A 25273-nucleotide genomic window follows, 5' to 3' on the forward strand; every position below is an offset into this window, starting at 1 on the left:
AACCGGCCCTGCGAGGCCCCGCCGGCCGGCCGCCGCACCTCAGGCGGACGCGGCGTCGAGGACCGCCCGGACCCGCGGGAGGGCGGCGCGGATGTCGTCGACCGAGACCGACCCGACCGAGATCCGGAACCACCCGCTCTCTTCCTTCAGGCCGAACGCCTGGAACGGGACGACGCCGAAACCCGCCTCCCGAGAGGAGCAGCTCGCGGACGTCCTCGTTCGTCCGGAGCGGGGTGCCGCGGTGGCTGCTTTCCGACGAGGCCGATCTTCACCGAGAGGTAGATCGCGCCCTGCGGCTCGACCACGTAGACGGGCAGCCCCGCCGCGCGCATCGCCGAGAAGCCGTCGTGGAGGAGGTCGAGGCGCTCCCTGATGCCGCGCTTCATCCCGGCCTGGAAGGCTCCGATCGCGTCCGTCCGGCCCAGGAACGCGGCCGTCGCGACCTGCTCGGGCTTCGGGGCCCAGGCGCCGACGTGCCCGAGGATGTCGGCCATCCGGCTCCGGACGACGGGCGGCATGAGCCCCCAGCCGACGCGCAGGCCCGTGGCGCAGAACGACTTCGAGATGGCGTCGAGGAGGATCGTGTAGGGCGCGAGGTCGGGCAGGAGGCCGACCGGCGTGGCGTGCGTGGCGCTCCCGAACGTGAGCGTCCAGTAGACCTGGTCGAAGACGAGGTAGAGCGGCCGGCGGCCGCGCCAGGCGCGATGCCGGTTCTCGGCCAGGACGAGCTCGCCGATCTTCGTCAGCTCCTCGGGGGCGATGACGGTCCCGGTCGGGTTGGCGGGCGAGTTCAGGACGAGGAGGCGGGCGCTGCCGAGGTGCGGTGCGAGCTGCTCGGCCGTCGGGAAGAAGTTAGAGGAGGCGTGGACCGGGATCTCGATCGCCCGCGCGCCGGAGAGGTGGACGTAGTGGTCGTTGTTCCACGACGGGACGGGATAGAGGACCTCGTCGCCGTTGTCGAGGAGAGTCCGATAGATGCCGTAGAGGATCGGGCGCGCGCCTGCCGCCACGAGGATGCCGTCGACGGGGTAGTCGATCCCCAGCTCGCGGTGGTACCAGGCCGCGATCGCCTCGCGCAGCGGGAGGATGCCGTCGGAGGCGGGGTAGTTCGTCTGCCCGGCAGAGAGGGCCTTGCGGATCTCCTCGTCGAGGGCCCCGGGAATGGGGAAGTACGCGGGGTCGAAGTCGCCCACCGTCAGGTTGCAGACGTCCTCGCCGCGGGCCTTCATCGCGCGGATCTCGGCCGCGATCTTCAGGATGACCGACCCCTGGACGCCCCGGGCGAGGGCGGAAAGCGCGGCGCCCGACTCGGGCGCCGGCGTGAAGCGCAGCGGGATGCTCATGATTGCGCCGGAGTGTAAACGAGGGAGAAAGCTCGACGTCCTCACATCGCCGGCACGGACGACAGGTCGAGGACGCATCCCGCGAGGCCCTCGGGGGGCACGTTGCAGGCCGGCGAGGCGAAGGCGTGGCCGGACGGCGGGCGGGCTCCCCAGACCTCGTATCGGCCCGGCACCGGGACGCGGATCGCGAAGCGTCCGCTGGCGCCGTCGACGAGCCCGTCGCCGAAGTCCCGGTTCGCGCGGGAGAGGACGAGGACCCTCTCTCCGGGCACCGTTCCGTTCGCGACGACCGCTCCCGTCACGAGGATCCCGTCGCAGGCGAGCCGGACGCGGGCCGTGGCGCCGTCCTCGACGGTGGCGGAGGCCTCTGCATTCGCGACCCCGCCCGCTCCGCCCAGGGTCCGCCCGGCCGCGTCGCGATGGCTCCAGGCACGGGTGAAGGTCCAACGTCCCGGCTCGGCGTTCTCGACGACGAAGCGGCCGTCGGGGCCGACCTCGAGGTTTTCGCCGCTCGAGTGCCGCCTCGCCTCCGACCCGAACCAGACGGACGTCCGCGCGAGCTCGGCGGGCGTGCCGCAGACGAGCCCCTCGATCTTCCCGCCTCGCCGGAGAGCCAGCTCCGCCGACGTCGCCTCGGGGGAGAGATCGATCCACGTGAGCGCGTAGCCCGGCGCCTTCGCGGCGAGCCGGACGGGAGATCCCTCGGGCAGCCCGCTCAGCTCGAACGCCCCTTCCTCGTCGCTCGTCGCGTGGGCCCAGTCGAGGAGACGGGGCGAGAGCGCCCACTCGGCCGTCAGTTGCGCCTTCGCGATCGGCGCCCCTCCTTCCGCGGCAACGACCCGGCCCGGAATCGTGCGGCCCTCCTCGAGCGTCAGCGTGCCGAGGTCGAGCTCCCGAGACTCCCCGAGGGTGGGGAGGGCCTCGAGCTCCCGCCGTGCCGAGATGTGTCCGCGTGCGCGGACGAGGAGGTTCCCGTCCCATCGGTAGAGTCGGTGGAACGCGAAGACGCCGGTCGCGTCCGTCAGGATCGGACCGGGCTGGCTCCGGTGCTCGCGGGCGACGCCGTCGGCGTCCTTGAGGGCCCAGCTCACGCTTACTCTGGCGCCCTCGATCGGCTTCCCGTCGGCGTCGACGACGCGGCCCGTCACCCGCTGCGCCCTCTCGAGGACGACCTGGAGCGACGTCTCTCCTCCGAGCCGGCCCTTCGAGACCTCGTGTCCCTCGGCCTTCGCCTCCCAGGCGAGGTCCTCGTCGACCGGGAGGCCGGCGAGCTTGAACCCGCCGTCGCCGCCGCTCTTCGCGGTGATCACGGGGCGGGGCGTGCCGTCGAACGGGCCGGCTGCGGTCCGGACGACGACCTCCGCTCCGGCCACGACCATCCCGAGGTCGTCGCGCACGCTTCCCGCCAGCGACCGTCCGCCGCGGAGCGGCACGTCGACAGAGAGCGTCGGCCCGGCGGAGAGCGTCACGCCCCTCTCGTCGGACGAGACCCCCGGTCCGCTCCACGCGAGGACCCAGCGGCCCGGCGCGAGCCCCTCGAAGACGGCCTGGGAGCTCTCGGGGCGGCGTGCCAGGACCAGGCGCCTCTCGATCTCGGCCGCACGCGGGCCCGGCATCTCCGCAGGGAGGGCGGGGGTCAGCGTGACGACGAGCGGCTCCTCGACGCGTTCGCTCGGCGAGAGGAACGAGACGGCGAGTCTCCCCGTCGGGGCCTCCGGTGCGGGCGTCGCGGCCGGCGGCGGCGCCGCGACGGGGCTTTCCGCCGCGCGGACCGGCAACGCGGCCCATGCGGCGAGGAAGAGAATGCCCAATAGGGTCAGGTCTCGAATGGTGTATTGCTGGGTGCGCGCGATGGACGAATGAGACGGGTCGATCACGGTTTCTCCTGTGCGGGGACGGGCCGGAGGTCGAGGAGGCATCCGTCGAGGCCGCCCGCCGGGACGTTGCAGGCGACGGGGGCCCATTTCAGCCCGGAAGCCGGGGCCTCGTCGATGTAGGGCTCGTACGGGCCCGGCACGGGAACGAAGAGGGAGAACCCGCCGGCCGCGTCGGTCATCGCGTCCGGCTCGGCCCCTCCCGGGCCGGAGAGGACGACCACTTTCGCAGCGAGAGGAGATCCTTCGCGGAGAAACAGGCCGGAGAGGCGAATCCCGTCACAGCCGAGGGCGATCGTCGAGGTCCGGCCCTCTTCGACGACGACCGTGGCCTTCGTCCCGCCGACCATGGCGCCGTAGGCCCCCGGCATGAGGGGGTTCTCGTAGACCCACGCCCGGGTGAAGGTCATGCTTCCGGTCTCGACGCCTGTGAAGACGAAACGGCCCGTGGCGTCGGCCTTCTGTGCGCCCTTGCGCGAGTTGACGTTCGGCTGGCTCGTCATCCAGATCTCCGAGCGCGAGAGCTCGAACGGACGGCCGCAGAGCCGCCCCTCGACGCGCCCGCCGCGTCCGAGGACGACCTCGACGTCGTCGTCCGTCCCGCCGAGGTCGAGGTTCCGCGGGGCGTAGCCGTCCTTGCGGGCCGAGAGCGCCACGGGCTCCTTCGGCGCGATGCCGGAGATCTCGAAGCTCCCGTCCTCTACGGACACGGACTCCTGCTCGTCGAAGACGATGGCCTTCCCGTCCCTCTGCGCGACCGAGGTCTTCAGCGCCACGCCGGCGAGCGCGAGGCCCGAGCCCCCTTCGACGACCCGGCCCCGAACCGTCCGCCCGCGCTCGAGGCGGATTTCGCCGAGCGAGAGCTCCTTCGGCCAGCCGGTCTGGGTGAGCGGCTCCAGCTCGCGCCTCGCCTGGCGGAGTCCCTTCGCCCTGATCTCGACGCGGCTTTTCGACGGCATCTCGCGGTGGAAGGAGAAGCCGCCGTCGCCGTCGATCTCGATCTTCGAAGCGTGGTTCCGGCTCGAGCGATCGGTGACGTACCGGACGACGATCTGCGCCTCCCGAAAGGGCAGGCCGTCGGGGTCGACGAGCCGCCCGGAGACGTGCTGCGCCCGTTCGACGACGATCTCGAGCCGGGTTTCGCCGCCGAGAATTCCCTCGGCCTTCATGTGGCCGGACGAGCGGACGACCCACGAGATCGGCTCGCCCGCAGGAGCCCCGGAGATTGAGAAGCCGCCGTCGGCCGCGGTCCGCGCCTCGTCGAAGTACGGGTCGCTGCGGTCGAACACAGCCCGCGCCAAGACGAGAACGCGCGCCCCCGCGACCGGAGAGCCGAGGTCATCCCGGACGGCCCCCTCCACGGTGATTCCGCGCTGCAGGGAGAGCGTTCCCGCGTCGACCAGCACGGCGGCCACGGTGACCGCCTTCGTCCCGTTCGCCACGTTCGGCCCGTTCCACGAGAGCGCCCAAGTCCCGGCCGGAACGTCGTCGAAGACGGCCTTCGCGCTCTTTGGACGCGGGGGAAGCGTCAGCTTTCGCTCGGCGACGCTTTTCACGGGCCGGTTCGTGCCGATGCCGGGCCCCGGGGCGAGGGAGACGACGAGCGAGTCCTCCCTCTTCTCGTCGAGAGAGAGAAACGCGACCGTCACGGAGCCGCTCGCCTTCAGAGATACGACCAGCGGGGGCGACCCCTCAGCCGGGAGGTCCATCTCGGCCGGAGCGAACCCCGGGGCCTGAAGCCGGAGGCGGCGCGCCCTGCCGCCGGCCGGCTCCGCCGGAAGAACGACGCGTACGGCTTCGTCCACGGTCTGGGTCGGGGCCTTCGTGCACTCCGGCAGCAGGCACGCCGTGACACCCGCGACGGGCCGTTCCAGGCGGTCGAGGACCCGGAGAACGACGATGCGCGAGGGCGTGGCGGCCGACGTCCCGGCGGGCGGGGAGGGATCCTGCGGCGACGCGAGGACGGGGGCGGCTGCGAGGAGGAACGCGGCGAATCGTACCGTTCGGCACATGGCGTCGCCAGTCTACCGGCGCCGGGTCGCCCGCGCGGGCGCGCTACGCGTAGCGCCCTTCGATGTACTCCGCGGTCCTCGGGTCGCCCGGGTTGAGGAAGAGGTCTTCGGTGCGGGCGTGCTCGACCATCTTTCCCATGAGCATGAAGATGCACTCGTCGCTCGCCCGCCGCGCCTGCGCCATGTTGTGCGTCACGATGACGATCGTGTAGCGCCCGGCCAGCTCGAACATCAGCTCCTCGATGGCGCGCGTGCCGCCGACGTCGAGGGCGGAGGCGGGCTCGTCCATCAGGATGACCTCGGGCTTGAGCGGGAGGAGGCGCGCGAGGCAGAGCTTCTGCTGCTGCTCGAGGAGGAGGCCCGTCGCCTTCGCGTTCAGGCGGTCCTTCAGGTCCTTCCAGAGCCCGACCTCGGTGAGGGCCTTCTCGACCGCCTCGTCGAGGAGGGAGCGCTTCAGCTCGGTGCGCGGCGCGTGGACGCGCAGGCCGAAGACGACGTTCTCGTAGACCGAGATGGGGAGGGGGTTCGGGCGCTGGAAGACCATCCCCACGGCGCGGCGCAGCTCGATGAGCGACACGTCGGGGTCGTAGATGCTCTCCCCGAGGATCCGGATCTCCCCGGCGGTGCGGACGCTGCCGTAGCGCTCGTTCACGCGGTTGAAGCAGCGCAGGAGCGTCGTCTTGCCGCAGCCGCTGGGGCCGATGAGGGCGGTGATGATCCCGCTCTTGATGTCGGTCGAGACGTCGAAGAGCGCCTGGAAGCTGCCGTACCAGAGGGAGAGCCCGCGGGTCTCGATGGCGTTCGGTACGGCGCTCACCCGAACACCCCGTTGACGTAGTCGCGGGTCTTCTCGCTCCGGGCGTCGCCGGAGAAGACGACCTCGCTCGCGTCGAGCTCCACGATCTCGCCTTCCAGCAGGAACATCGTCCGGTCGGAGAGGCGGCGGGCCTGCTGCGTCAGGTTCGTCACGAGGATGATCGTGATCTCCTCCCGCAGCTCCTTGAGGACGTCCTCGATCCGCATCGTCGTCACGGGGTCGATCGCGATCGAGAACTCGTCGAGGCAGAGGATCTCGGGCCGGTGCGACAGCGCGCGGGCGATGGTGAGGCGCTGCTGCTGGCCGCCGGAGAGGGCGGTGCCGAGGCTGTCGATCCGGTCCTTCACCTCGTCCCAGAGGGCGGCCTGCCGGAGGCACTTCTCGACCATCGGGTCGAGGTCGGCCTTCCGCGTCAGGCCCGAGCAGCGCGGGGCGAAGGCGACGTTGTCGTAGATCGACAGCGGGAGGCCGGTCGGGAGCGGCGCGACCATCCCGATCTTCCGGCGGAGGGCGAAGACGTCGCTCATCGTCCGCACGTCCTCGCCGCCGACGCTCACGGTCCCCGAGACCTTCGCCGCGGCGGTGAAGTCGATCGTGCGGTTCAGGCAGCGCAGCATCGAGGTCTTCCCCGACTGGGCCGGCCCGATGACGGCGAGGATCTCGTTGCGATAGACGTCGAAGGAGATCCCGTGGAGGACCTCCTTCCCGCCGTAGGCGAGGCGGAGGCCGGAGACCTCGATCTCCTTGATTCCGCCCGTAGAGCCGTCCTTCGTGTCGTCCTTCACGTCGTCCGCCACGGCCTCACCACTTCTTCCGGTTCCGGAGCCAGATCCGGACGACGATCGCCGTGGCGTTCACCAGGAGGACCGAGCCGAGGAGGACGACGGCGGTCGCGTAGGGGAGCGCCTCCTTCACGTTCGGGACCTGGGTGGCCAGGGTGTAGAGGTGCATGGAGAGGGCCATGCACTGGTCCGTCAGGGCGTACGGGAAGAGGTCGCCCCGCTCGACGGCCTTGAAGAAGACGGCCCCCGTGAACATGACGGGCGCCGTCTCTCCGGCGGCGCGGCTCACCTGGAGGATGACGCCGGTGAGGATGCCGCTGATGGAGTTCGGCAGGACGACCGCGCGGACCGTCTGCCAGCGCGTCGCGCCGACGTTCCAGCACGCCTCGCGGAAGGCCATCGGCACCGAGGCGAGCGCCTCGCGCGTGCTCGCGATGATGACGGGGAGCGTCATGATGGCGAGCGTCAGCGACGCGGAGAGGATCGAGTAGCCGAACTTCGCCGCGTAGACGAACGCGCCGAGGCCGAAGAGGGCGTGGACGATGCTCGGGACGCCCGCGAGGTTGATGACGGCGAGGTTGACGAGCCGGTTGAACCAGTTGTCCTTCGCGTACTCGTTCAGGTAGATCGCGGCGAGGACGCCGATCGGCGCCGAGACGAGGAGCGAGATGCCGACGAGGTAGAGGGTCCCGACGAACGCGGGCCAGATGCCGCCGTCGGTCATCCCGCGGCGCGGGACGTCGAGGAGGAACTCCCAGCTCAGGGCCGGCCACGCCAGGACGACGAGGTAGCCGACGATCAGGACGAGCGGCACGATCATCGCGGCCGACATGAGGGCGAAGACGCCCTTGGCGACCGACTCGGCGATCTCCTTGCGGGCGACGTGCGGGGTCCTCGCGAAGCGTCCGGCCACGGCTACTTCCTCCGGATCCCGCGGACGACGAAGTCGGCCGTCAGGTTCACGACGAGCGTGATGAGGAAGAGGAGCGTCCCGGTGAGGAAGAGGACGCGGTAGTGGTCGGAGCCGGAGGGGGCCTCTCCGAGCTCGGCGGCGATGTTGGCGGTGAGGGTCCGTACGGAGTCGAGGAGGCTCCCCGGGATGTGCACGGCGTGGCCCGTCGCCATGAGGACGGCCATCGTCTCGCCCACCGCGCGCCCGACGCCGAGCAGCACGGCCGCGAGGAGGCCGTTCTTCGCCGCGGGGAGGAGGACCCGGTAGACGAGCTGCCAGCGCGTGGCGCCGAGGGCGACGCCCGCCTCGCGGAACGAGTCGGGGACGGCCTTCAGCGCGTCCTCGCCGATCGAGACGATGACGGGGACGCTCATGAGGGCGAGGATGATCCCGCCGTTCAGGACGTTCACGCCGACGGGCGCGCCGGTCGAGCTGACGATCAGCTTGCTCATGACGGTGAGGCCGACGAAGCCCCAGACGACGCTCGGGATGGCCGAGAGGAGCTCGATGACGACCTTGAGCGTCTCGCGCACGCGGGGCGAGCAGAACTCGGAGAGGTAGATCGCCGCGCCGAGGCCGAAGGGGACGGCGAGGACCATGGCGAGGGCGGTGACGCTCACCGTGCCGACCGTCAGCGCGAAGGTGCCGTAGCGGACGTTCGTGGCCGAGGTCGGGTACCACTCGGTCGAGAAGAGGAACTGCTTCAGCGAGAAGCCCTCGCTGAAGAGGACCGGCGCGGCCTCCCTGAGGACGAAGAAGAAGATCGCGGCGACGAAGACGATCGCGCTCACGCCGCTCAGCCGGATGACGGCCTCGAGCGCCTTCTCCGCGAGGACGGCGGCGCGCGGCCGCACGGGACGTGCCGTCGTGTCCACTCGGAAGGCCCTCCTCAGGGCTTGGGCTGCGCGGTCCCGGTTGCGGCCGGGGCCGCGGAGGGCGCTTCGGCCGCACCCGCTGCGACCGGCACGTAGCCGGCGTCCTCGACGACCCTCTGGCCGGCGGGGGAGAGGATCCAGTCGATGTACGCCTTCACGGCCCCTTCGGGCTCGCCGAGGGTGTAGAGGTGGAGCGAGCGGGCCAGCGGGTAGCTCTTGTCGTGGACCGCCGCGATCGTCGGAGCGACGGCCGGGGCGCCGGCCTTCGGCGCGACCGGGACCATCTTCACGGACGCCGTCGCGTACCCCATGCCGCTGTAGCCGATCGCGGTGGGGGTCGTGCCGACGAGCTCGACGACTTCCTTGGAGCCGTTCAGGTCGCGCGAGCCGAGCCGGAAGTCCCGGTTGCCGAGCGCGTGCTCGCGGAAGAACTCGTAGGTGCCGGAGCTCGACTGCCGGCTCACCCGCACGATCGTGTCGTCCTTCACGCCGGGAATCGTCACGCCCAGCTCCGACCAGCGGGTCACCTTGCCGCCCTCGGCATAGAGCTCCGTGAGCTGCTCGACCGTGATCTCGGTGATCGGGTTGTCCTTGTGGACGTAGACGGCGAGGGCGTCGGAGCCGACGTTGAAGCCGACGGGCGACTTGCCCGTGTTCTTCAGGGCCTGCTCGGCCTCGCTCGGCTTGAGGTCGCGGCTGGCGTTCGCGACGTCGACGGCCCCCTTGAGGAGGGCGGCGATGCCGACGCCCGAGCCGCCGCCGGAGACCTCGACCTCGACGTCGGGGGCCGCCTTGCGGTACTCCTCGGCCCAGACCTGGGCGACGTTGACCATCGTGTCGGAACCCTTGTTCTGGATGACGGTTCGCGACGCCTTCGTTTCCTTCGTCTCCTTTGCCCCTCCGCCTCCACAGGCGGAAACGGCGAGGGCCGAGGCGAGGGCGAGAGCGGACAGCCGGAACGGCGCCTGGGGACGGGGTCGGGTCATGGGCTCTCCTGCGGTGGATTCGGTCTAGTCGAGCGTGATGCCGAGAACGGCGCCGACGAGGTCGCGGACGTTTCGGGAGAGGAAGTCGTAGGTCGCCTCGTAGGCGGCGCGGATCTCGTCCGGCGAGCCTTCGACCATGGACGGGTCGTCGACGCTCCAGTCCACGTAGACGAGGTTTCGCGGGGAGCGCGGAAAGGCCGCCTGGGCCTCCTTCGCGACGCCGACGATCACGTTGTAGTACTCGAGGTTCGGGACCTGGTCGATCCCCTTCGGCGCCACGTGGCTGACGTCGTGCCCCTTCTCCTTCAGGAAGGCCATGGCTCTCGGGTCGACCGCCCGCGGGTCGAGCCCGGCGCTCGAGAAGACGAATCTGGGCTGGTCGAGCGACTGCGCGATCGCTTCGGCCATCTGGCTGCGGCAGGCGTTGCGCTCGTCCACGAAGAGGACGCGGAACGTGTCGGCGCCCGGGTGCTTGGCGACCTCGCCCGTGCACATGTAGAGGGTCTCCATGCACATGTTGCGGGCCTGGTCGGCCACGCGCTCGAACCGGCGCCCGATCGTCGAGAGCGTCATGAGCATCTCGGGGGGAATCCGCGATTCGCGGACCGCGTCGACGAGCTCGGTGACGAGCTTGCCGAGGAGCGCGTCGACGGCCGGCTCGCTGACGGCGGCCGTCCTCGCGAGCTCGGCGTCCTGCGTCGCGAACGCCTGGATCGCGTCGTGGAGCATCGGGATGGCGATGTCGGCCATCTCGACGAGGCGCCTGCGGAGCGGCTCGGGCGCCTCGGGCAGGTCGCTCAGGCGGAGGATCTGCCGCGCGATGCTCTCGGCGTAGTCCCCGACCCGCTCCAGCTCGAGATTGACCTTGATGGCGCTGTAGGCGAGGCGCAGGTGGATGCCGACGGGCTGCTGCCGCACGAGGAACTCGAGGCAGAGCCGGTCGATCTCCTTCTCCTTCTCGTCGATGAGCTGGTCGCGCAGGATGACGGCGTAGGCCCGCTGCCGGTTGCCGCCGGTGAGCGCTTCGACGCAGTCGCGCAGCGCCCGCTCGGCGAGGTCGGACATCTCGAGGAGCTGCTGGCGGATCCGGTCGATGTCGCGTTCGAGGGAGAGTTCGAGACGAGTCGGCATCCTCTTGTTGATGGCGAGAGAGGAGGCTGCCTCCCCGCTATCTCCTTGCAACGGAGGACGATAGCAGATGCCAAGCTCGTGTCAAGAACGCGTGGACGGCTGGCCTGCCTGCCTATCTCCTCACGCGTCCGCTGCCGTCCCCGGCGGCGAGACGGTCGACCTCGGCCACGCTCACGCGGTTGAAGTCGCCCGGGATCGTCTGCTTCAGGGCGCTCGCGGCGACGGCGAACCGGAGGGCCTCCTCGGGCGGGCGCCCCGTGACGAGGCCGAAGATGAGGCCCGCGGCGAACGCGTCTCCGCCCCCGATCCGGTCGACGAGGGTGACGTCGTACCGCGGGCTCTCGTGAAAGCTCGCGGCGCTGGCATCCCAGAGGACCGCGCTCCAGCCGTTGCGGCTCGCGGAGCGGCTCTCGCGGAGCGTGATCGCGACGGTCTCCACGCCGAGGTCGCGCGCCACCCGCACGGCCGTCTCGCGGTAGGCCTCCGGGTCGAGCCCGCCGGAGGTGACGTCGGCGCCCCGGACCTCGTACCCGAGGCAGGCCTGGAGATCCTCCTCGTTCGCGACGAGAACGTGGGCGCGCGCGGCGAGGGGGAGCATGACGGCCTGCGCCTCGCGCTCGGTCCAGAGCTTCCTCCGATAGTTCAGGTCGAGGCTGACCCGCGCGCCGGCTGCGCGCGCCGCCTCGACGGCGTCCTTCGTCGCCTGGGCCACTTCGGGGCCGAGGGCGGGCGTGATGCCGGTGACGTGGAACCAGGCCGCCCCGTCGAGGAGGCGCGGCCAGTCGAACGTGCCCGGGTTCGTCCCGGCGATCGCGGAACCGGCCCGGTCGTAGATCACGTTGCCGGCGCGCTGGCTCGCGCCCGTCTCGGCGAAGTAGATGCCGAGCCTCTCGCCGCCGCGGAGGATGCCCGCGACGTCCACGCCTTCCGCGCGCAGGGCCGAAACCGCGGCATCCCCGGCGGCGTTCGCCGGAACGCGCGTCACGTAGCGGCTGTCGAGGCCGAAGTGCGCGAGGCTGACCGCGACGTTCGCCTCGCCGCCGCCGAACGTCGCGGAGAGGAGCGGCGACTGGAAGAGCCGCTCGAATCCCGGCGGGGAGAGCCGCAGCATGATCTCGCCGAAGGTGACGGTCGTCTTCATAGGGTGCTCCGCGCCGCGGCGACCGCCGCGACGAACTGACGGGCCCTTTCGGTGATCTCGTCGAAGCGGCGGGCGGCGACCGTCTCGGCGTCGACGAGGGCCGTCCCGACGCCGATCGCCACGGCTCCCGCGCGGATCCACTCTCCCGCGTTCGCGAGCGAGACACCGCCGGTGGGCATCAGGCGAAGCTGAGGGAACGGTCCGCGCAGGTCCCGGAAATAGCCGGGCCCGAGGGCGGTGGCGGGGAAGACCTTCACGATGTCGGCACCCGCCTCCCACGCCGCGAGGATCTCGGTCGGCGTGAAGCACCCCGGCAGCGCCGCCACGTCGAACCGGTGGCAGACGCGCAGGACCTCCTCCCGGAAGACCGGGCTGACGACGTAGCGCGCCCCGGCTTCGATCGCGGCCTGCGCCGTCTCGGCGTCGAGGACGGTGCCGGCGCCGAGGACGACGTCCGGCGGGAGGGATGGCGCGATCTCCCGGATCAGCTCGATCGCTCCCGGGACGGTCATCGTGACCTCGAGCGCCCGGACGCCCCCGGCGGCGAGGGCGTCGACGACGGCGCGAAGGGCTCCGGCGTCCTTCAGGCGGATGACGGCGACGACGCCGCACGCCTCGAGGGCGGCGACGGTCTCGGCGCGCGTGGGCACGGGCCGTTCCCCTACCGCGCCAGCCAGCCGCCGTCGACGGCGAGGACGTGGCCGGTGACGTAGTCGCTGGCGGGAGAGGCGAGGAAGACGACCGCGCCGGCGAGGTCTTCCGGCTCGCCCCACCTTCCGGCGGGGATCCGCTCGAGGATCTGCCGGCTCCGGTTCGCGTCGGCGCGGAGGGCGGCGGTGTTGTCGGTCCTCATGTAGCCGGGAGCGATGGCGTTGACGTTGATTCCCTTCGGCGCCCACTCGTTCGCGAGGGCCTTCGTCAGCTGGGCGAGCCCCCCCTTCGCCGCGGCGTAGGACGGGACGAGGATCCCGCCCTGGAAGGAGAGGAGGGACGCGACGTTGACGATCTTTCCACGCGCCCCGCGGGCGATGAGCCGCTTCCCGACCTCGCGCGACAGGCGGAACGGGCTCGAGAGGTCGACGGCGAGGACGAGGTCCCAGTCCTCGTCCGAGTGCTCGGCCGCCGGAGCGCGGCGGATCGTCCCGGCGTTGTTGACCAGGACGTCGACCGGACCGAGGGCGGCCTCGGCTTCCCCGACGAGCCGCAGCGCCGTCGCGGGGAGGCTCAGGTCGCCGACCACGGCGGCCGCGCGCCGCCCGAGGGCGCGGACGGCGGCCATCGTCTCCTCCGGGGGCTCGACGAGCCCGTGGCAGACGACGTCGGCGCCGGCGGCGGCGAGGGCCTCGGCCATGGCGCCGCCGAGTCCCGACGTGGCGCCCGTGACGAGGGCGACGCGGCCCTCGAGGGAGAAGGATGCGTGCGTGCTCATGGCCCGGAATTCTATATGGTCAGACCTTTCCTGCGAAGGGATGCGGCTGAGGACGAAAGAGGGCCGACCGGCTGCGACCGGGCGGCGGCTGGCCGCTCCGGGCGCCGGAGCGGCCGCGAGCGACTCACAGAGCCGTTACGAGGGCCGCCCGGGCCGGTGCCCACGCGCTTCGGACTTGACTCGTCCTGGCCCGGGTGCTATCCATGGCGAGGACCACTTAGAGGATGAAATGAGAAAAGGTCAGACCGCAGAGATCGAGCGACCGAAATCCGAGGGCGCCGTGGGCGCCAAGGTCGTCGAGCACGTCCGCCGCCTCATCGAGGGCGGGAGCCTCCACCCGGGAGACCGGCTGCCGGCCGAGCGGGACCTCGCCCTGCAGATCAAGGTCAGCCGGCCGTCCCTGCGGTCGGGCCTCAGGACCCTGCAGGCGATGGGGGTCATCGAGGCGCGCCAGGGCTCCGGGACCTACATTGCCGACGGGCCGCCGAAGCTGGGGGACGGGCCGCTGCGCTTCCTCGCGGCGCTCCACGGCTTCACGCGCGACGAGATGTTCGAGGCGCGGCGCGTGCTCGAGGTGGGGACGGCGGGTCTGGCGGCCGAGCGGGCGACGGCCGAGCACATCGCCCTGATCGCCGACGAGGTGACGAGCATGTTCGCCTCGCTCGACGACCCACAGACCTTCCTCGTTCACGACCTGCAGTTCCACCGGGTCGTCGCCGCGGGCTCCGGGAACCCGGTTCTCACGACGCTCATCGACACGCTCGCCGAGCTCGTCTTCGAGTACCGCAGGGTGACCGTCGAGCGCGCGAAGGACCTGAAGGAGTCGGCGGAGCTCCACCGCCAGATCTACCGGGCGATCAAGGACCGTGAAGGCGACGAGGCGCGCCGCCTGATGAGCGAGCACCTCAGCCTGGCCCGGCAGGCCCAGGCCTCCGAGGAGGAGCCCGCGCCGCACCACGAGGGGGAGCGCCCGAAGGCCCGGAGGGCGAAGTGACCCTTCCGGCCCTCTCACTCGAGGGACGTGTCGCCGTCGTGATCGGCGGCACCTCGGGAATCGGCCTCACGCTCGCGCAGGGGCTCACCCGGGCCGGGGCCGACGTCGTGCCGATCGCCCGCCGGCGCGAGCACGTCGAGGACGCGGCGGCGCAGGTGGAGGCCCTCGGCCGGAGGTCGCTCCGGGTGACGGCCGACGTCACCGACCGCGCGTCGCTCGAGGAGGCCCTCGGTGCGTGCGTCTCCGCGCTCGGGAAGGTCGACGTCCTCGTGAACTGCGCCGCCTGCACGAAGCGGACGCCCACGCTCGACCTCGGCGAGGAGGAGTGGCACCGGATCCTCGACACGAACCTGACCGGGACGTTGCGCGCGTGCCAGGTCTTCGGGCGGCACATGCTCGAACGGGGGAGCGGCCGGATCGTGAACGTCGCGTCGCTCGCGTCGTTCGTGGCCCTCTTCGAGGTGGCCGCCTACAACGCGAGCAAGGCCGCCGTCGCCGCCCTCACGAAGTCGCTCGCCCTCGAATGGGGGCCCCGGGGCGTGAACGTGAACGGCATCGCCCCGGGCGTCTTCCGGACGGCTCTCAACCAGGAGCTCCTCGACGGCACCGAGCGGGGGCGCGAGCTCGTCGCCCGGACGCCCCTGAAGCGCTACGGGAGGATGGAGGAGCTGCAGGGGGCCTGCGTCCTCCTCGCGTCGGACGCATCGAGCTTCATCAACGGCGAGGTGATCGTCGTCGACGGCGGGTTCCTCGCGAGCGGGGTGCTGAGTTGAAGGTCGAGAGCGTCTCCGTCCGCGACGTCCGCTTCCCGACCTCGCGGGAGAGGGACGGCTCCGATTCGATGAACGAGGGGGACTACTCGGCCACCTACGTCACTCTCGGGACGGACGACGGTCTCGAAGGGCACGGGCTGACCTTCACGAACGGGCGCGGCAACGAGCTCTGCGTCGCGGCGGTGAAAGCCCTGGCGCACCACCTGGAGGGACGCGACCTCGACCCGTTCCCGTCGGGGATGCTCAGCCTCGTTCGCGACCTCACGACCGACTCGCAGCTGCGGTGGCTCGGCCCCGAGAAGGGGATCCTCCAGATGGCGACGGGCGCGCTCGTCAATGCGGCCTGGGACCTCCAGGCACGCCGGGCCGGCAAGCCCTTGTGGAAGCTTCTCGTCGACCTCCCGCCGCAGGAGCTCGTCGCCGCTCTCGACTTCTCCTACGTCACCGACGTGCTGACGCCGGAAGACGCCGTGGGTCTCCTCGAAGAGCGGGCCGCCGGGAAGAGCGAGCGCGAGGACGCGCTTCTCAGGAACGGCTTTCCGGCGTACACGACGTCGACCGGCTGGCTCGGCTACTCCGACGAGAAGGTCCGGCGGCTCTGCCGGGACGCGGTGGCAGACGGGTGGACCGCGTTCAAGATGAAGGTCGGCCCGAGCCTCGAGGAGAACGCCCGCCGGGCCGCGCTCATGCGTGAGGAGATCGGACCGGGCCGGCGGCTCATGCTGGACGCCAACCAGTGCTGGGACGTGCCGGAGGCGATCCGGCAGGTGAAGGCGCTCGCGGGATTCGACCCGTACTGGATCGAGGAGCCGACGAGCCCCGACGACGTCCTCGGCCACGCGGCGATCGCGCGTGCGGTGGCGCCGGTCGGTGTCGCCACGGGAGAGGTCTGCCAGAACCGCGTCGTCTTCAAGCAGCTCCTGCAGGCACGGGCCCTGCGCTTTCTCCAGGTCGACGCGTGCCGGATGGCGGGTGTCTCGGAGGCCCTCGTCGTCATCCTCCTCGCCGCGAAGTTCGGAGTCCCCGTCTGCCCGCACGGCGGCGGCGTCGGCCTCTGCGAATACGTGCAGCACCTCTCGTTCTTCGACGCCATCGCGCTCGGCGGCCGCGACGAGGGGATCTGCGAGTACGTCGACCACCTGCACGAGCACTTCCTCGACCCGTGCGTCGTGCGGAGCGCCCGGTACGTCGCGCCCGAGGCGCCGGGGACGAGCATCGCGATGAAGCCCGAGTCCCTCGAGAGGTACGAGTTTCCGGGCGGCGCCGCCTGGCGGGACTGAGTTGTCCATGCGCATCGCGCACCACGAGCGGAGAAAGCCGCGTTCCGCGGCCTTCTCCTGAGGAGACAAGGCCATGAGGCCCTTCATCCACGACGACTTCCTTCTTTCGACCGACGTCGCGACGGAGCTCTACCACGGCTTCGCGCGCGACCTGCCGGTCATCGACTACCACTGCCACCTCCCGGTCGCCGAGATCGCGACGGACCACCGCTTCGCGACGATCACCGAGATCTGGCTGAAGGGGGACCACTACAAGTGGCGGGCGATGCGGACGAACGGGGTCCCCGAGAGGTTCTGCACCGGGGACGCCACGGACCGCGAGAAGTTCGAGGCGTACGCGCGGACCGTCCCGGCGACGTTGCGCAACCCGCTCTACCACTGGACGCACATGGAGCTGAAACGCCCGTTCGGGATCGACCTCCTCCTGGACGAGCGGACGGCGGCCGAGGTCTGGGAGCGGACGAACGAGAAGCTCGCAGGGCCCCTGTTCACGACGCAGGGCCTCCTGAAACAGTTCCGGGTCGCCACCGTCTGTACGACCGACGACCCGGTCGACGACCTCACGCACCACGCCGAGCTGGCGAAACGCCCCGACCCCGACACGGTGGTCCTCCCGACGTTCCGGCCCGACAAGGCGGGGGCGGTCGACGACCCGTCCGCCTGGAACGCGTGGGTCGACCGGCTCGAGGCCGCTTCCGGCCTTTCCATCGGGAGCTGGCAGGCCTTCCTGGAGGCCCTCGACAGCCGGCACGCCGCGTTCCACGCCGCGGGGTGCCGCGCCTCGGATCACGGCCTGACGCAGATCGAGGCGGAAGACTGGGACACGGACGGGTGCGCCGCTGCGTTCGTGGCCCTGCGGGGCGGGGGCGGGGTGGAGGCGGGCGCGTCGCGCCGCCTGCAGTCGGCCCTCCTCCACGAGCTGGCGCTGATGGACCACGCTCGCGGGTGGGTGCAGCAGTACCACCTCGGCGCCCTCCGGAACAACAACACCCGGATGCGACGGGCATTGGGGCCCGACACCGGCTTCGACTCCATCGGGGACTTCCCTCAGGCCGAGTCGCTCGCGCGGTTCCTCGACCGGCTCGACGAGGCGGACCACCTCGCGAAGACGGTGCTCTACAACCTCAACCCGGCCGACAACGAGCTTTTCGCCACGATGATCGGGAACTTCCAGGACGGGACCGTCCCCGGGAAGCTCCAGTACGGCTCGGCCTGGTGGTTCCTCGACCAGAGGGACGGGATGGAGCGGCAGATCGGCGCCCTGTCGAACCTCGGGCTCCTCTCCCGCTTCATCGGGATGGTGACCGACTCGCGGAGCTTCCTCTCCTACTCCCGGCACGACTACTTCCGGAGGCTCCTGTGCGAGATCCTCGGCAGCGACGTGAAGAGGGGTCTCCTCCCCGACGACCGGGCCCTCCTCGGCCGGCTCGTCGAAGACGTGTCGTTCTTCAACGCGAAGGGCTACCTCGGGATCCCCCTCGGCCGGCTCGGCCGGGACGCGGGGTCCCGGGCGGCCTGACCGGAGCTTCGGTGAGACGAGGCGGCGTCCGGGTGGGACCGGGACGCCGCCCCCCCTCCCGTCCCTGCGAGCCTTTCGGTCAGGTGGACGCCGAGAAGGAAAATCATTCGGTCTGACCACTTACGAGGCTGCCGGGGGACACCCGGGAGCCCGGCAGATCACTTAGCGGGCTGATCTGCACCCCTTTTTGAGCGCCGCAGGCAGACCTGCCGGAATCCGCACGACTTCAAAGATTTTCAAAATTGGTAAAACAACTGCTTGACACGACGATTCTCGTGGTGATACGAATTGCGGTGGCAAATCGAACCTGGCTGCAGGCCGTCCCCGACCGGAACCGACTCGACCGTGACGCGGAAACAGGAGGCGCCATGACACCGCGGATTCGCTCGCTCAATACGATCCTCTGGGTGCTCTTGCTCGGCATCAGCTCCTTCGCGCTCGCACAGGACTACCGCGGGACGATCAAGGGGCGGATCGTGGACAACTCGGGCGGAGAGCTGCCCGGGGTGTCCGTCACGGTCACGAACGTGGAGACGAACGTCTCCGCGAACGCGATGACCGACGCCAAGGGCTTCTACCGGGTCCCCTACCTGAACGCCGGCAAGTACGACGTGACGGCGAAGCTGACCGGGCTGCAGCCGACCGCCCGGAAGGGGATCTCCGTCAACGTCGGTTCCGTCCTGACGGTTGATCTCATCATGACGATCGGCGTCTCCTCGGAAATCGTCGTCACCGGCGGCGCCCCGCTCCTCGACCAGACCTCACCGGTCACAGGGCAGGTCGTCACGCGGGAGCAGATCAAGGAGCTGCCGCTGGCCGACGGCACGGCCTACATGCTGAGCCGCATCGCGCCCGGCATCTCGGAGGCGTCGGACCTCCACTTCTCGCGCCCGGGTGACAACGCCAACCTCGGCGGCGTCGTCGCGAACGGCGTGAGGGGCGGCAACGACTTCACGCTCGACGGCGCCCCGAACATCGTCTCCGACCGGCGCGTCGGCTTCTCGCCGCCCTCGGAGGCGATCTCGGAGTTCAAGGTCGAGACGAACGCCTTCGACGCCCAGTCCGGCCACACCGCGGGCGCCGTCATCAACCTCGCGCTCCGGAGCGGGACGAACCAGTTCCACGGGGCGGCCTCCTACTTCAACCGCTCGAGCGACCGGACGGCCAAGTCCCCCTTCCAGCACAAGCAGGGGCAGGACGTCATCAGCCGCGACTACGACCGCTTCGCCGCGATGATCGCCGGGCCGGTCGTCAAGGACTCGACGTTCTTCATGGTCGCGTACGAAAAGCTGGAAGACCTCACGGGCGAGCCGGCGACGTACACCGTCCCGACGGAGAAGATGCGCAAGGGCGACTTCTCCGAGCTCCTCGGGCTCGGCATCAAGATCTACGACCCGCTGACGGGGACGTCGAACCGGACGGCGTTCGCCGGGAACATCATCCCGACGAACCGGCTCAACCCGATCGCGCTCGCCCTCCTGAAGTACTACCCGATGCCGAACCAGGCCGGGAAGTCGGACCAGTCGAACAACTACTACTCGCCCCAGGACCGGACCTACGACTACAACTCCGTCATCGGGCGCATCGACCAGAGCCTCTCCGGCGGGCACCAGCTGTTCCTGAACGGCTACTGGAACCAGCGCCTCGAGGACCGGTACAACTGGGCCGGCGTCGTCGAGGACTTCGCCGTCACGCAGGGCGTCGACACGCGCGACAACTTCGGCACGACGCTCGGCTACACCGGGACGTTCTCCTCCTCGCTCATCGGGGACGTCCGCCTCTCGTACTCGAAGTTCGGCGAGCGCCGGAGCCCGTCCCAGGACTTCGACCCCGCCTCGCTCGGCTTCGACGCCGCGACCGTCGAGCTCTTTCGGGGCTACGACTACCTGCCGCGGTTCGACATCGCCGGCATGGCGACGCTGGGCGCGCAGCGGTCCGACTACACGCGGGGCTTCAACCGCCCGTTCTACAACTACGGGGCCGCCCCGTCCGTCACCTGGCTCCTGAAGGACCACACGGTCCGGGCCGGGTACGACTTCCGCTACCAGAAGTGGTGGAGGACCGACGACGGCTACCTCGGCGGCCGGTACAACTTCACGGGCGCCTACACGCGTGCCAACAACAGCGCCACCATCCAGGCAGGCCAGGCGCTCGCGCAGTTCCTCCTGGGCCTCCCGACCTCCGGCGGCAACAGCCTCATCGACTGGAACACCTACGGCGACTACAGCCAGATCAACAACGCGCTCTACGTGAACGACGAGTGGCGGGTCGGCAAGAAGCTGACGATCAACGCCGGCCTGCGCCTCGAGATCGACAACGGGCTCACGGAGGCGAACGACTGGAACATCTACGGCTTCGACCTCACGAGCTCGAACCCGGTCGAGGCCGCGGCGAAGGCGGCCTACGCGAAGAACCCGATCCCCGAGATCCCGGTCGGCGAGTTCGCGGTCCGGGGCGGCCTCCTCTACGGCCAGGGTGCGACCTGGGACACTCTGACGAAGCTCCTCCCGCGCCTCGGCGCCTCGTACGTCCTGACGGACAAGACCGTCGTGCGCGGCGGCATCGGCCTCTTCTCGTTCCCCTACTTCTTCGACAACATCAACCAGACGGGGTTCTCCCAGTCGACGCTCCTCGTCTCGACGGAGAACAACGGCGGGACCTTCATCGCCGACCTCAACAACCCCTTCCCGAACGGGCTCACGTCGCCGACCGGCTCCTCGCTCGGCCTCGCGACCTTCAACGGCCGGGACCTCGTCTCGACGACGGCGTCGATCATGCAGCAGGACCGCGAGAGCCCGACGTACACGCGCTGGTCGGCCGGGGTCATGCAGGACCTCGGGAAGGGGTGGCGCCTCGACGCCGCTTACGTCGGCAGCGAGGGCAGGAACCTCGCGGTGCGCCGCGACATCAACTACATCCCGCGGGAGTACCTCTCCACGAGCGCGTCCCGCGACGCGGCGGTGGAGACGTACCTGAGCACCAACGTCCCGAACCCCTACAAGGGTCTCCTCCCGGGGACCAGCTTCAACGGTTCGACGATCCAGCGGCGCCAGCTCCTCAGGCCCTACTCGGAGTTCGGCCGGGTCGCGGTGGAGGAGTACACCGGGACGGACTCGTATAACGCGATGCAGCTCTCGGTCCAGAAGTCGTTCAAGGACGGGTCCTCCGTCCTGGCCACGTACACCTGGTCGAAGCTGATGGACGAGCTGGCCTACGTGGATCCCACGGACGCCGCGCCCTCGAAGCGGCTCTCGCCAGACGACCGCCCGCACCGCGCGACGCTGGCCGGGATCTTCAAGCTCCCGTTCGGAAAGGGCCGGAAGTGGGGCTCGAACTGGAGCGGGATTCTCGACGCGGTCCTCGGCGGCTGGCAGCTGACGGCGGCCTACCAGTACCAGGTGGGGCAGCCGGTCGTCTGGAGCAACAACCTCTACTTCGACCCGAACTGCAGCCCGGAGGACGTCAAGACCGACTTCTCGAACAAGGACGGGCAGATCGGCGGCTTCGACCGGCCCGCATGGAACACGTCCTGCTTCTACTTCCCTGACGCCCAGGGCCTCATCTCGGACCCGCGCATCGCCGTCAGCGACGCGAACATCCGGACGTTCCCGACGGTCATCGACAGCGCCCGGTACCCGGACCTCCACCTCCTCGACTTCGGCATCTCGAAGACCTTCGTCCTCTATCAGGACGTCACCCTCCAGGTCCGGGCCGAGGCGATCAACGCCCTGAACTACACCGTCTGGTGGAACCCGGACATCAACCCGCGGAGCGCGACCTTCGGCTACTTCCGGGAGCAGCGGAACAACCCGCGCGACTGGCAGCTGGGAGCCCGGCTCAGCTTCTGATGCGCCTCTCCTCCCTGATCCGGCCCGCGGCGAGCCTCCTCCTCGCCGCGGGTCCCCTTTTCGCCGCGGGCCCCTCCACGCGCCTCGCGGTGACGAATGGCCTCGATCGCCCCCGCGTGGGCGAAACCGTCGCGGTCCCTTCGGGGACCGCGCCCGGTCTTTCGGCCGCCGAGCTCGCGAAGGTCGCTGTCATCGACGAGGCGACGGGAAAACCGCTCCTCTCGCAGGCGGTCGACTCCGACGGCGACGGTGCGCACGACGTCCTCGTCTTCCAGGCCGACTTCGCGCCCGGAGAGACGAAGCGGTACGTCCTGAAGCCGGGCGAGCGCGCCGCGTACCGGAGGGAGGACTTCCGCGTCTACGGGCGCTTCGCCCGGGAGCGCTACGACGACTTCCTCTGGGAGAACGACAGGGTGGTCCACCGGATGTACGGCCCGGCGCTCGAGACGTGGCAGGCCGAGCCGCTGACGTCGAGCACGGTCGACGTCTGGTGCAAGCGGACGTCGCGCCTCGTGATCAACGACTGGCTCATGGTCGACGACTACCACCGCGACACCGGCGAGGGCGCCGACTTCTATTCGGCCGGCAAGAGCCGCGGCGCGGGCGGGAGCGGCGTCTGGAAGGACGGGCGCCTCTTCGTCGCGCGGAATTTCCGGCACTCGCGGGTCCTGGCCGCCGGGCCGATCCGTCTCGTCTTCGAGCTGACGTACGACGCCTGGGATGCCGGCGGAGCGAAGGTCTCGGAGGTCAAGCGCGTCACGCTCGACGCCGGCTCCCGCTTCAACCGGTTCGAGAGCGTGTACTCCGTCGATGGCGGCACCGTGTCACACGCGGCCGGGCTGAAGAAGCCGGCCGGGGCCGCGGTCCGCGTGGAGAAGACGGCCGGGACGGTCCGGTCCTGGGAACCGGTCAAGAAGGGCGAGAACGGGAACCTCGGCCTCGCTCTGGTCGTCGACCCGTCCCTTCTCGCCGAGGTCGTCGAGGCCGACGGGAACACGCTCGCCGTCGGGAAGCCCTCGGCCGGGCGGCCGGCGATTCACTGGGCGGGGTCCGCCTGGGACCAGGCCGGGGACGTGAAGACCGTCGAGGAGTGGGACCGCGAGATCGCCGCGTTCGCCGAGAGGGTACGCTCGCCCCTGAAGGTCGAGATCTCGAACCCGTGAGGGCCGACATGGAAAACCGATACCTGGTCGATTCCGTCCGCGCCGAGACGATGAGCGCGGCCGGGCTCCGCGCCGCGTTCCTCGTCGAGGGGCTCTTCGCCCCGGGCGAGGTGAAGCTCCTCCACTGGGAAGGCGAGCGGACGATCGTCGGCTCGGCCGTTCCCGCGGCAGCGCCGCTCGCCCTCGAACCGCCCGCCGAGCTGAGGTCGCCCTTCTTCTGCGCGCGCCGCGAGCTCGGCGTCGTCAACGTCGGCGGGGCCGGACGCGTGACGGTCGACGGGGTCGTCCACGAGCTGGCGCACCGGGACGCCCTCTACGTCGGCCGCGGCGCCAAGCAGGTCGTCTTCGAGAGTGACGCGGCGGCCGCGCCGGCGCTCTTCTACCTCGTCAGCTACCCGTGCCACGCCGAGCACCCGACCCGGAAGGTGACGCCCGCCGAGGCACAGACGTTCCGGCTCGGAGAGCCGGCCCGCGCGAACGTGAGGACGCTCCGCCGGTACATCCACCCGGCGGCGCTCCCGACCGGGCAGCTCGTGATGGGGGTGACGGATCTCGAGACGGGCAGCGTCTGGAACACGATGCCGCCCCACCGGCACGCGCGGCGGACCGAGATCTACCTCTACTTCGACCTCGAGCCGGACGCGGTGGTCTTCCACTTCATGGGGCGCCCCGGGGAGACGCGGCATCTCGTCGTCAGAAACCTCCAGGTCGTCCTCTCTCCCGTCTGGTCGATGCACTTCGCCGCCGCGACGAGCCGCTACGCGTTCGTCTGGGCGATGGGGGGCGAGAACCAGGAGTTCGACGACATGCAGGGCGTCCCTCTCCCGGAGCTGTGACCGTGCGGCGCCTCGTCCGGGCTATCCGCGCGCCTTCCGCCGCGATCGCGGCGCTCGCCCTCCTCTCGGCCCTCGCCCCGGCGCTGGGCGCGCAGGCGCCCGCGGCCGACGATCCGTGGGCGCGGCTGCCGGCGATCCTCTCGCGCATCGTTGCGCCCCAGTTTCCCGCGAGGGACTTCGCCGTGACGAAGTTCGGCGCGAAGGGCGACGGGCTGAAAGACGCGTCCGCGGCTTTCCGGAAAGCGATCGAGGCCTGCCAGAAGGCGGGTGGCGGGCGCGTCGTCGTCCCCGCCGGGACGTTCCTCACGGGTCCGATCCGGCTGCGGAGTCACGTGAACCTCCACCTCGAAAAGGGGGCCGTCGTCCGCTTCCTGACCGACTCGGCGCTCTACCTGCCGCCCGTCCTCACGCGCTGGGAGGGGATCGAGCTGATGGGCTACTCGCCCCTCGTCTACGCCCTGGAGGAAGAGTCGATTGCCGTGACGGGCGAGGGGACGCTCGACGGAGGCGCAGGCCCGGAACACTGGTGGCCCTGGAAAGGGAAGGGGCCCGAGAGCCAGAAGGCCGACCGGGACCGCCTCCTCCGGATGGCGGAGGACGGCGTTCCGGTTTCCGAGCGCGTCTTCGGCGAGGGCAGCCGCCTCCGGCCCCCCTTCATCGAGCCGTACCGCTGCCGCAACGTCCTGATCGAGGGCGTCACGATCACGAACGCCCCGTTCTGGGTGATCCACCCGGTCCTCTCGCAGAACGTCACCGTGCGGAACGTCAAGGTCGTCTCGCACGGCCCGAACAACGACGGCTGCGACCCCGAGTCCTCGTCGGACGTCCTCATCGAGGACTCGCTCTTCGACACCGGGGACGACTGCATCGCGCTGAAGTCGGGGCGCAACGCCGACGGGCGGCGCCTGGCGACCCCGGTGGAGCGCGTCGTCGTGCGGCGGTGCACGATGAAGGCGGGGCACGGCGGCGTGACGATCGGGAGCGAGATCAGCGGCGGGGCGCGCGACGTCTTCGTCGAAACGTGCGAGATGTCGAGCCCGGACCTCGAACGAGGGCTTCGGATCAAGACGAACGCGATGCGCGGCGGCATCGTCGAGAACGTCTTCGTGAGGGACGTGACGATCGGCGAGGTCGGCAACGCGATCGACATCGACATGCTCTACGAGGAAGGGGCGAACGGGACGTTCCCGCCCACGGTCCGCAACGTCCGCGTCGAACGGATGACGGTGGGGAAGGCGGTCCACGCCCTCTTCCTCAGGGCGCTCGACGGGGCACCCCTCCGCGGGATCGCCGTCTCCGACAGCGCCTTCGGCAGCGTCGCGAAAGGGAACCGGATCGAGGGGACCGTCGACCTCGACCTGCGCAACGTGACGCTCCGCCCCAGCCCGGCGTCGCCTCGAAAGTAGGGCGGATCGCCTGGGGGTCTGGTCTACGCTCTACACTCTGCGGGCCGCAGAGTGTAGAACGTAGACCAGACCCCGTTAATGGGCTGGCGAGATTCCGCGTACGATAGGAACG

19 protein-coding genes and 1 pseudogene are annotated in these 25273 nt (G+C 70.5%); 8 read left to right on the top strand and 12 right to left on the bottom strand.

The features are described 5' to 3' along the window. Positions 1–39 precede the first annotated feature (39 nt). The 12 genes and pseudogenes from IPN03_11605 to kduD form a co-directional block, all read right to left on the bottom strand. Positions 40–1343, bottom strand: a pseudogene (locus tag IPN03_11605) (aminotransferase class I/II-fold pyridoxal phosphate-dependent enzyme). Between the two features lie 41 nt (positions 1344–1384). Then, complete coding sequence (locus IPN03_11610; GenBank protein MBK9374347.1) at positions 1385–3220, bottom strand: carboxypeptidase regulatory-like domain-containing protein; 1836 nt, start codon at positions 3218–3220, stop codon at positions 1385–1387. Beyond that, positions 3217–5229, bottom strand: coding sequence for a hypothetical protein (locus tag IPN03_11615; GenBank protein ID MBK9374348.1), 2013 nt, complete (start codon positions 5227–5229; stop codon positions 3217–3219). The genes IPN03_11610 and IPN03_11615 overlap by 4 nt, the downstream gene beginning before the upstream one ends. Before the next feature lie 43 nt (positions 5230–5272). After that, entirely contained in the window at positions 5273–6046 is a 774-nt protein-coding gene (locus IPN03_11620; protein MBK9374349.1) for a phosphate ABC transporter ATP-binding protein, read from the bottom strand. Continuing rightward, positions 6043–6795, bottom strand: a complete 753-nt coding sequence (locus IPN03_11625) for a phosphate ABC transporter ATP-binding protein (protein ID MBK9374350.1) — start codon at positions 6793–6795, stop codon at positions 6043–6045. Before IPN03_11625 ends, IPN03_11620 begins: the two co-directional genes overlap by 4 nt. A gap of 52 nt (positions 6796–6847) precedes the next feature. Continuing rightward, positions 6848–7660, bottom strand: a complete 813-nt coding sequence (gene pstA, locus IPN03_11630; GenBank protein ID MBK9374351.1) for a phosphate ABC transporter permease PstA — start codon at positions 7658–7660, stop codon at positions 6848–6850. 83 nt (positions 7661–7743) lie between these two features. Beyond that, positions 7744–8634, bottom strand: a complete 891-nt coding sequence (gene pstC / locus IPN03_11635; GenBank protein ID MBK9374352.1) for a phosphate ABC transporter permease subunit PstC — start codon at positions 8632–8634, stop codon at positions 7744–7746. Between the two features lie 35 nt (positions 8635–8669). Next, positions 8670–9641: a phosphate ABC transporter substrate-binding protein gene (locus IPN03_11640; protein MBK9374353.1), complete on the bottom strand. Its 972-nt coding sequence runs from the start codon at positions 9639–9641 to the stop codon at positions 8670–8672. 24 nt (positions 9642–9665) lie between these two features. Then, entirely contained in the window at positions 9666–10772 is a 1107-nt protein-coding gene (phoU, locus tag IPN03_11645) for a phosphate signaling complex protein PhoU (GenBank protein ID MBK9374354.1), read from the bottom strand. 112 nt (positions 10773–10884) lie between these two features. Next, positions 10885–11913, bottom strand: coding sequence for a sugar kinase (locus IPN03_11650; GenBank protein ID MBK9374355.1), 1029 nt, complete (start codon positions 11911–11913; stop codon positions 10885–10887). After that, on the bottom strand, positions 11910–12563 hold the full coding sequence (eda, locus tag IPN03_11655) for a bifunctional 4-hydroxy-2-oxoglutarate aldolase/2-dehydro-3-deoxy-phosphogluconate aldolase (GenBank protein MBK9374356.1): 654 nt from the start codon (positions 12561–12563) through the stop codon (positions 11910–11912). Before eda ends, IPN03_11650 begins: the two co-directional genes overlap by 4 nt. Before the next feature lie 11 nt (positions 12564–12574). Beyond that, entirely contained in the window at positions 12575–13342 is a 768-nt protein-coding gene (kduD, locus tag IPN03_11660) for a 2-dehydro-3-deoxy-D-gluconate 5-dehydrogenase KduD (GenBank protein ID MBK9374357.1), read from the bottom strand. Between the two features lie 229 nt (positions 13343–13571). Between kduD and IPN03_11665 the strand changes: the two genes are divergently transcribed. The 8 genes from IPN03_11665 (at position 13572) to IPN03_11700 (ending at position 25161) form a co-directional block, all read left to right on the top strand. Next, entirely contained in the window at positions 13572–14336 is a 765-nt protein-coding gene (locus IPN03_11665) for a FadR family transcriptional regulator (protein MBK9374358.1), read from the top strand. After that, positions 14333–15109 carry a glucose 1-dehydrogenase gene (locus tag IPN03_11670; protein MBK9374359.1) on the top strand — a complete coding sequence of 259 codons (777 nt, stop codon included), beginning with the start codon at positions 14333–14335 and terminating at the stop codon, positions 15107–15109. Before IPN03_11665 ends, IPN03_11670 begins: the two co-directional genes overlap by 4 nt. Positions 15110–15177: 68 nt before the next feature. After that, complete coding sequence (locus IPN03_11675; GenBank protein MBK9374360.1) at positions 15178–16389, top strand: fuconate dehydratase; 1212 nt, start codon at positions 15178–15180, stop codon at positions 16387–16389. 73 nt (positions 16390–16462) lie between these two features. Continuing rightward, entirely contained in the window at positions 16463–17908 is a 1446-nt protein-coding gene (gene uxaC / locus IPN03_11680) for a glucuronate isomerase (GenBank protein MBK9374361.1), read from the top strand. Between the two features lie 368 nt (positions 17909–18276). Further along, positions 18277–21756, top strand: a complete 3480-nt coding sequence (locus IPN03_11685; GenBank protein MBK9374362.1) for a carboxypeptidase regulatory-like domain-containing protein — start codon at positions 18277–18279, stop codon at positions 21754–21756. Further along, positions 21756–22919 (top strand): DUF4861 family protein, encoded by a 1164-nt coding sequence (locus IPN03_11690; GenBank protein ID MBK9374363.1) that lies wholly within the window; start codon positions 21756–21758, stop codon positions 22917–22919. The genes IPN03_11685 and IPN03_11690 overlap by 1 nt, the downstream gene beginning before the upstream one ends. 8 nt (positions 22920–22927) lie before the next feature. Continuing rightward, positions 22928–23755 carry a 5-dehydro-4-deoxy-D-glucuronate isomerase gene (gene kduI, locus IPN03_11695; protein MBK9374364.1) on the top strand — a complete coding sequence of 276 codons (828 nt, stop codon included), beginning with the start codon at positions 22928–22930 and terminating at the stop codon, positions 23753–23755. A 23-nt stretch (positions 23756–23778) separates the two neighbouring features. Further along, on the top strand, positions 23779–25161 hold the full coding sequence (locus IPN03_11700) for a glycoside hydrolase family 28 protein (GenBank protein ID MBK9374365.1): 1383 nt from the start codon (positions 23779–23781) through the stop codon (positions 25159–25161). Positions 25162–25273: the final 112 nt, after the last annotated feature.

Source organism: Holophagales bacterium, from assembly GCA_016719485.1.
Lineage (GTDB): Bacteria > Acidobacteriota > Thermoanaerobaculia > UBA5066 > UBA5066 > UBA5066.

Coding starts and splice junctions, on each gene's coding strand:
- IPN03_11615 (MBK9374348.1), bottom strand. CDS start 5,229: ATGTGCCGAACGGTACGATTCGCCGCGTTCCTCCTCGCAGCCGCCCCC.
- pstA (MBK9374351.1), bottom strand. CDS start 7,660: ATGTCGGCCGCGATGATCGTGCCGCTCGTCCTGATCGTCGGCTACCTC.
- IPN03_11640 (MBK9374353.1), bottom strand. CDS start 9,641: ATGACCCGACCCCGTCCCCAGGCGCCGTTCCGGCTGTCCGCTCTCGCC.
- phoU (MBK9374354.1), bottom strand. CDS start 10,772: ATGCCGACTCGTCTCGAACTCTCCCTCGAACGCGACATCGACCGGATC.
- IPN03_11650 (MBK9374355.1), bottom strand. CDS start 11,913: ATGAAGACGACCGTCACCTTCGGCGAGATCATGCTGCGGCTCTCCCCG.
- kduD (MBK9374357.1), bottom strand. CDS start 13,342: ATGAGCACGCACGCATCCTTCTCCCTCGAGGGCCGCGTCGCCCTCGTC.
- IPN03_11665 (MBK9374358.1), top strand. CDS start 13,572: ATGAGAAAAGGTCAGACCGCAGAGATCGAGCGACCGAAATCCGAGGGC.
- IPN03_11675 (MBK9374360.1), top strand. CDS start 15,178: ATGAACGAGGGGGACTACTCGGCCACCTACGTCACTCTCGGGACGGAC.
- uxaC (MBK9374361.1), top strand. CDS start 16,463: ATGAGGCCCTTCATCCACGACGACTTCCTTCTTTCGACCGACGTCGCG.
- IPN03_11685 (MBK9374362.1), top strand. CDS start 18,277: ATGACACCGCGGATTCGCTCGCTCAATACGATCCTCTGGGTGCTCTTG.
- IPN03_11690 (MBK9374363.1), top strand. CDS start 21,756: ATGCGCCTCTCCTCCCTGATCCGGCCCGCGGCGAGCCTCCTCCTCGCC.
- kduI (MBK9374364.1), top strand. CDS start 22,928: ATGGAAAACCGATACCTGGTCGATTCCGTCCGCGCCGAGACGATGAGC.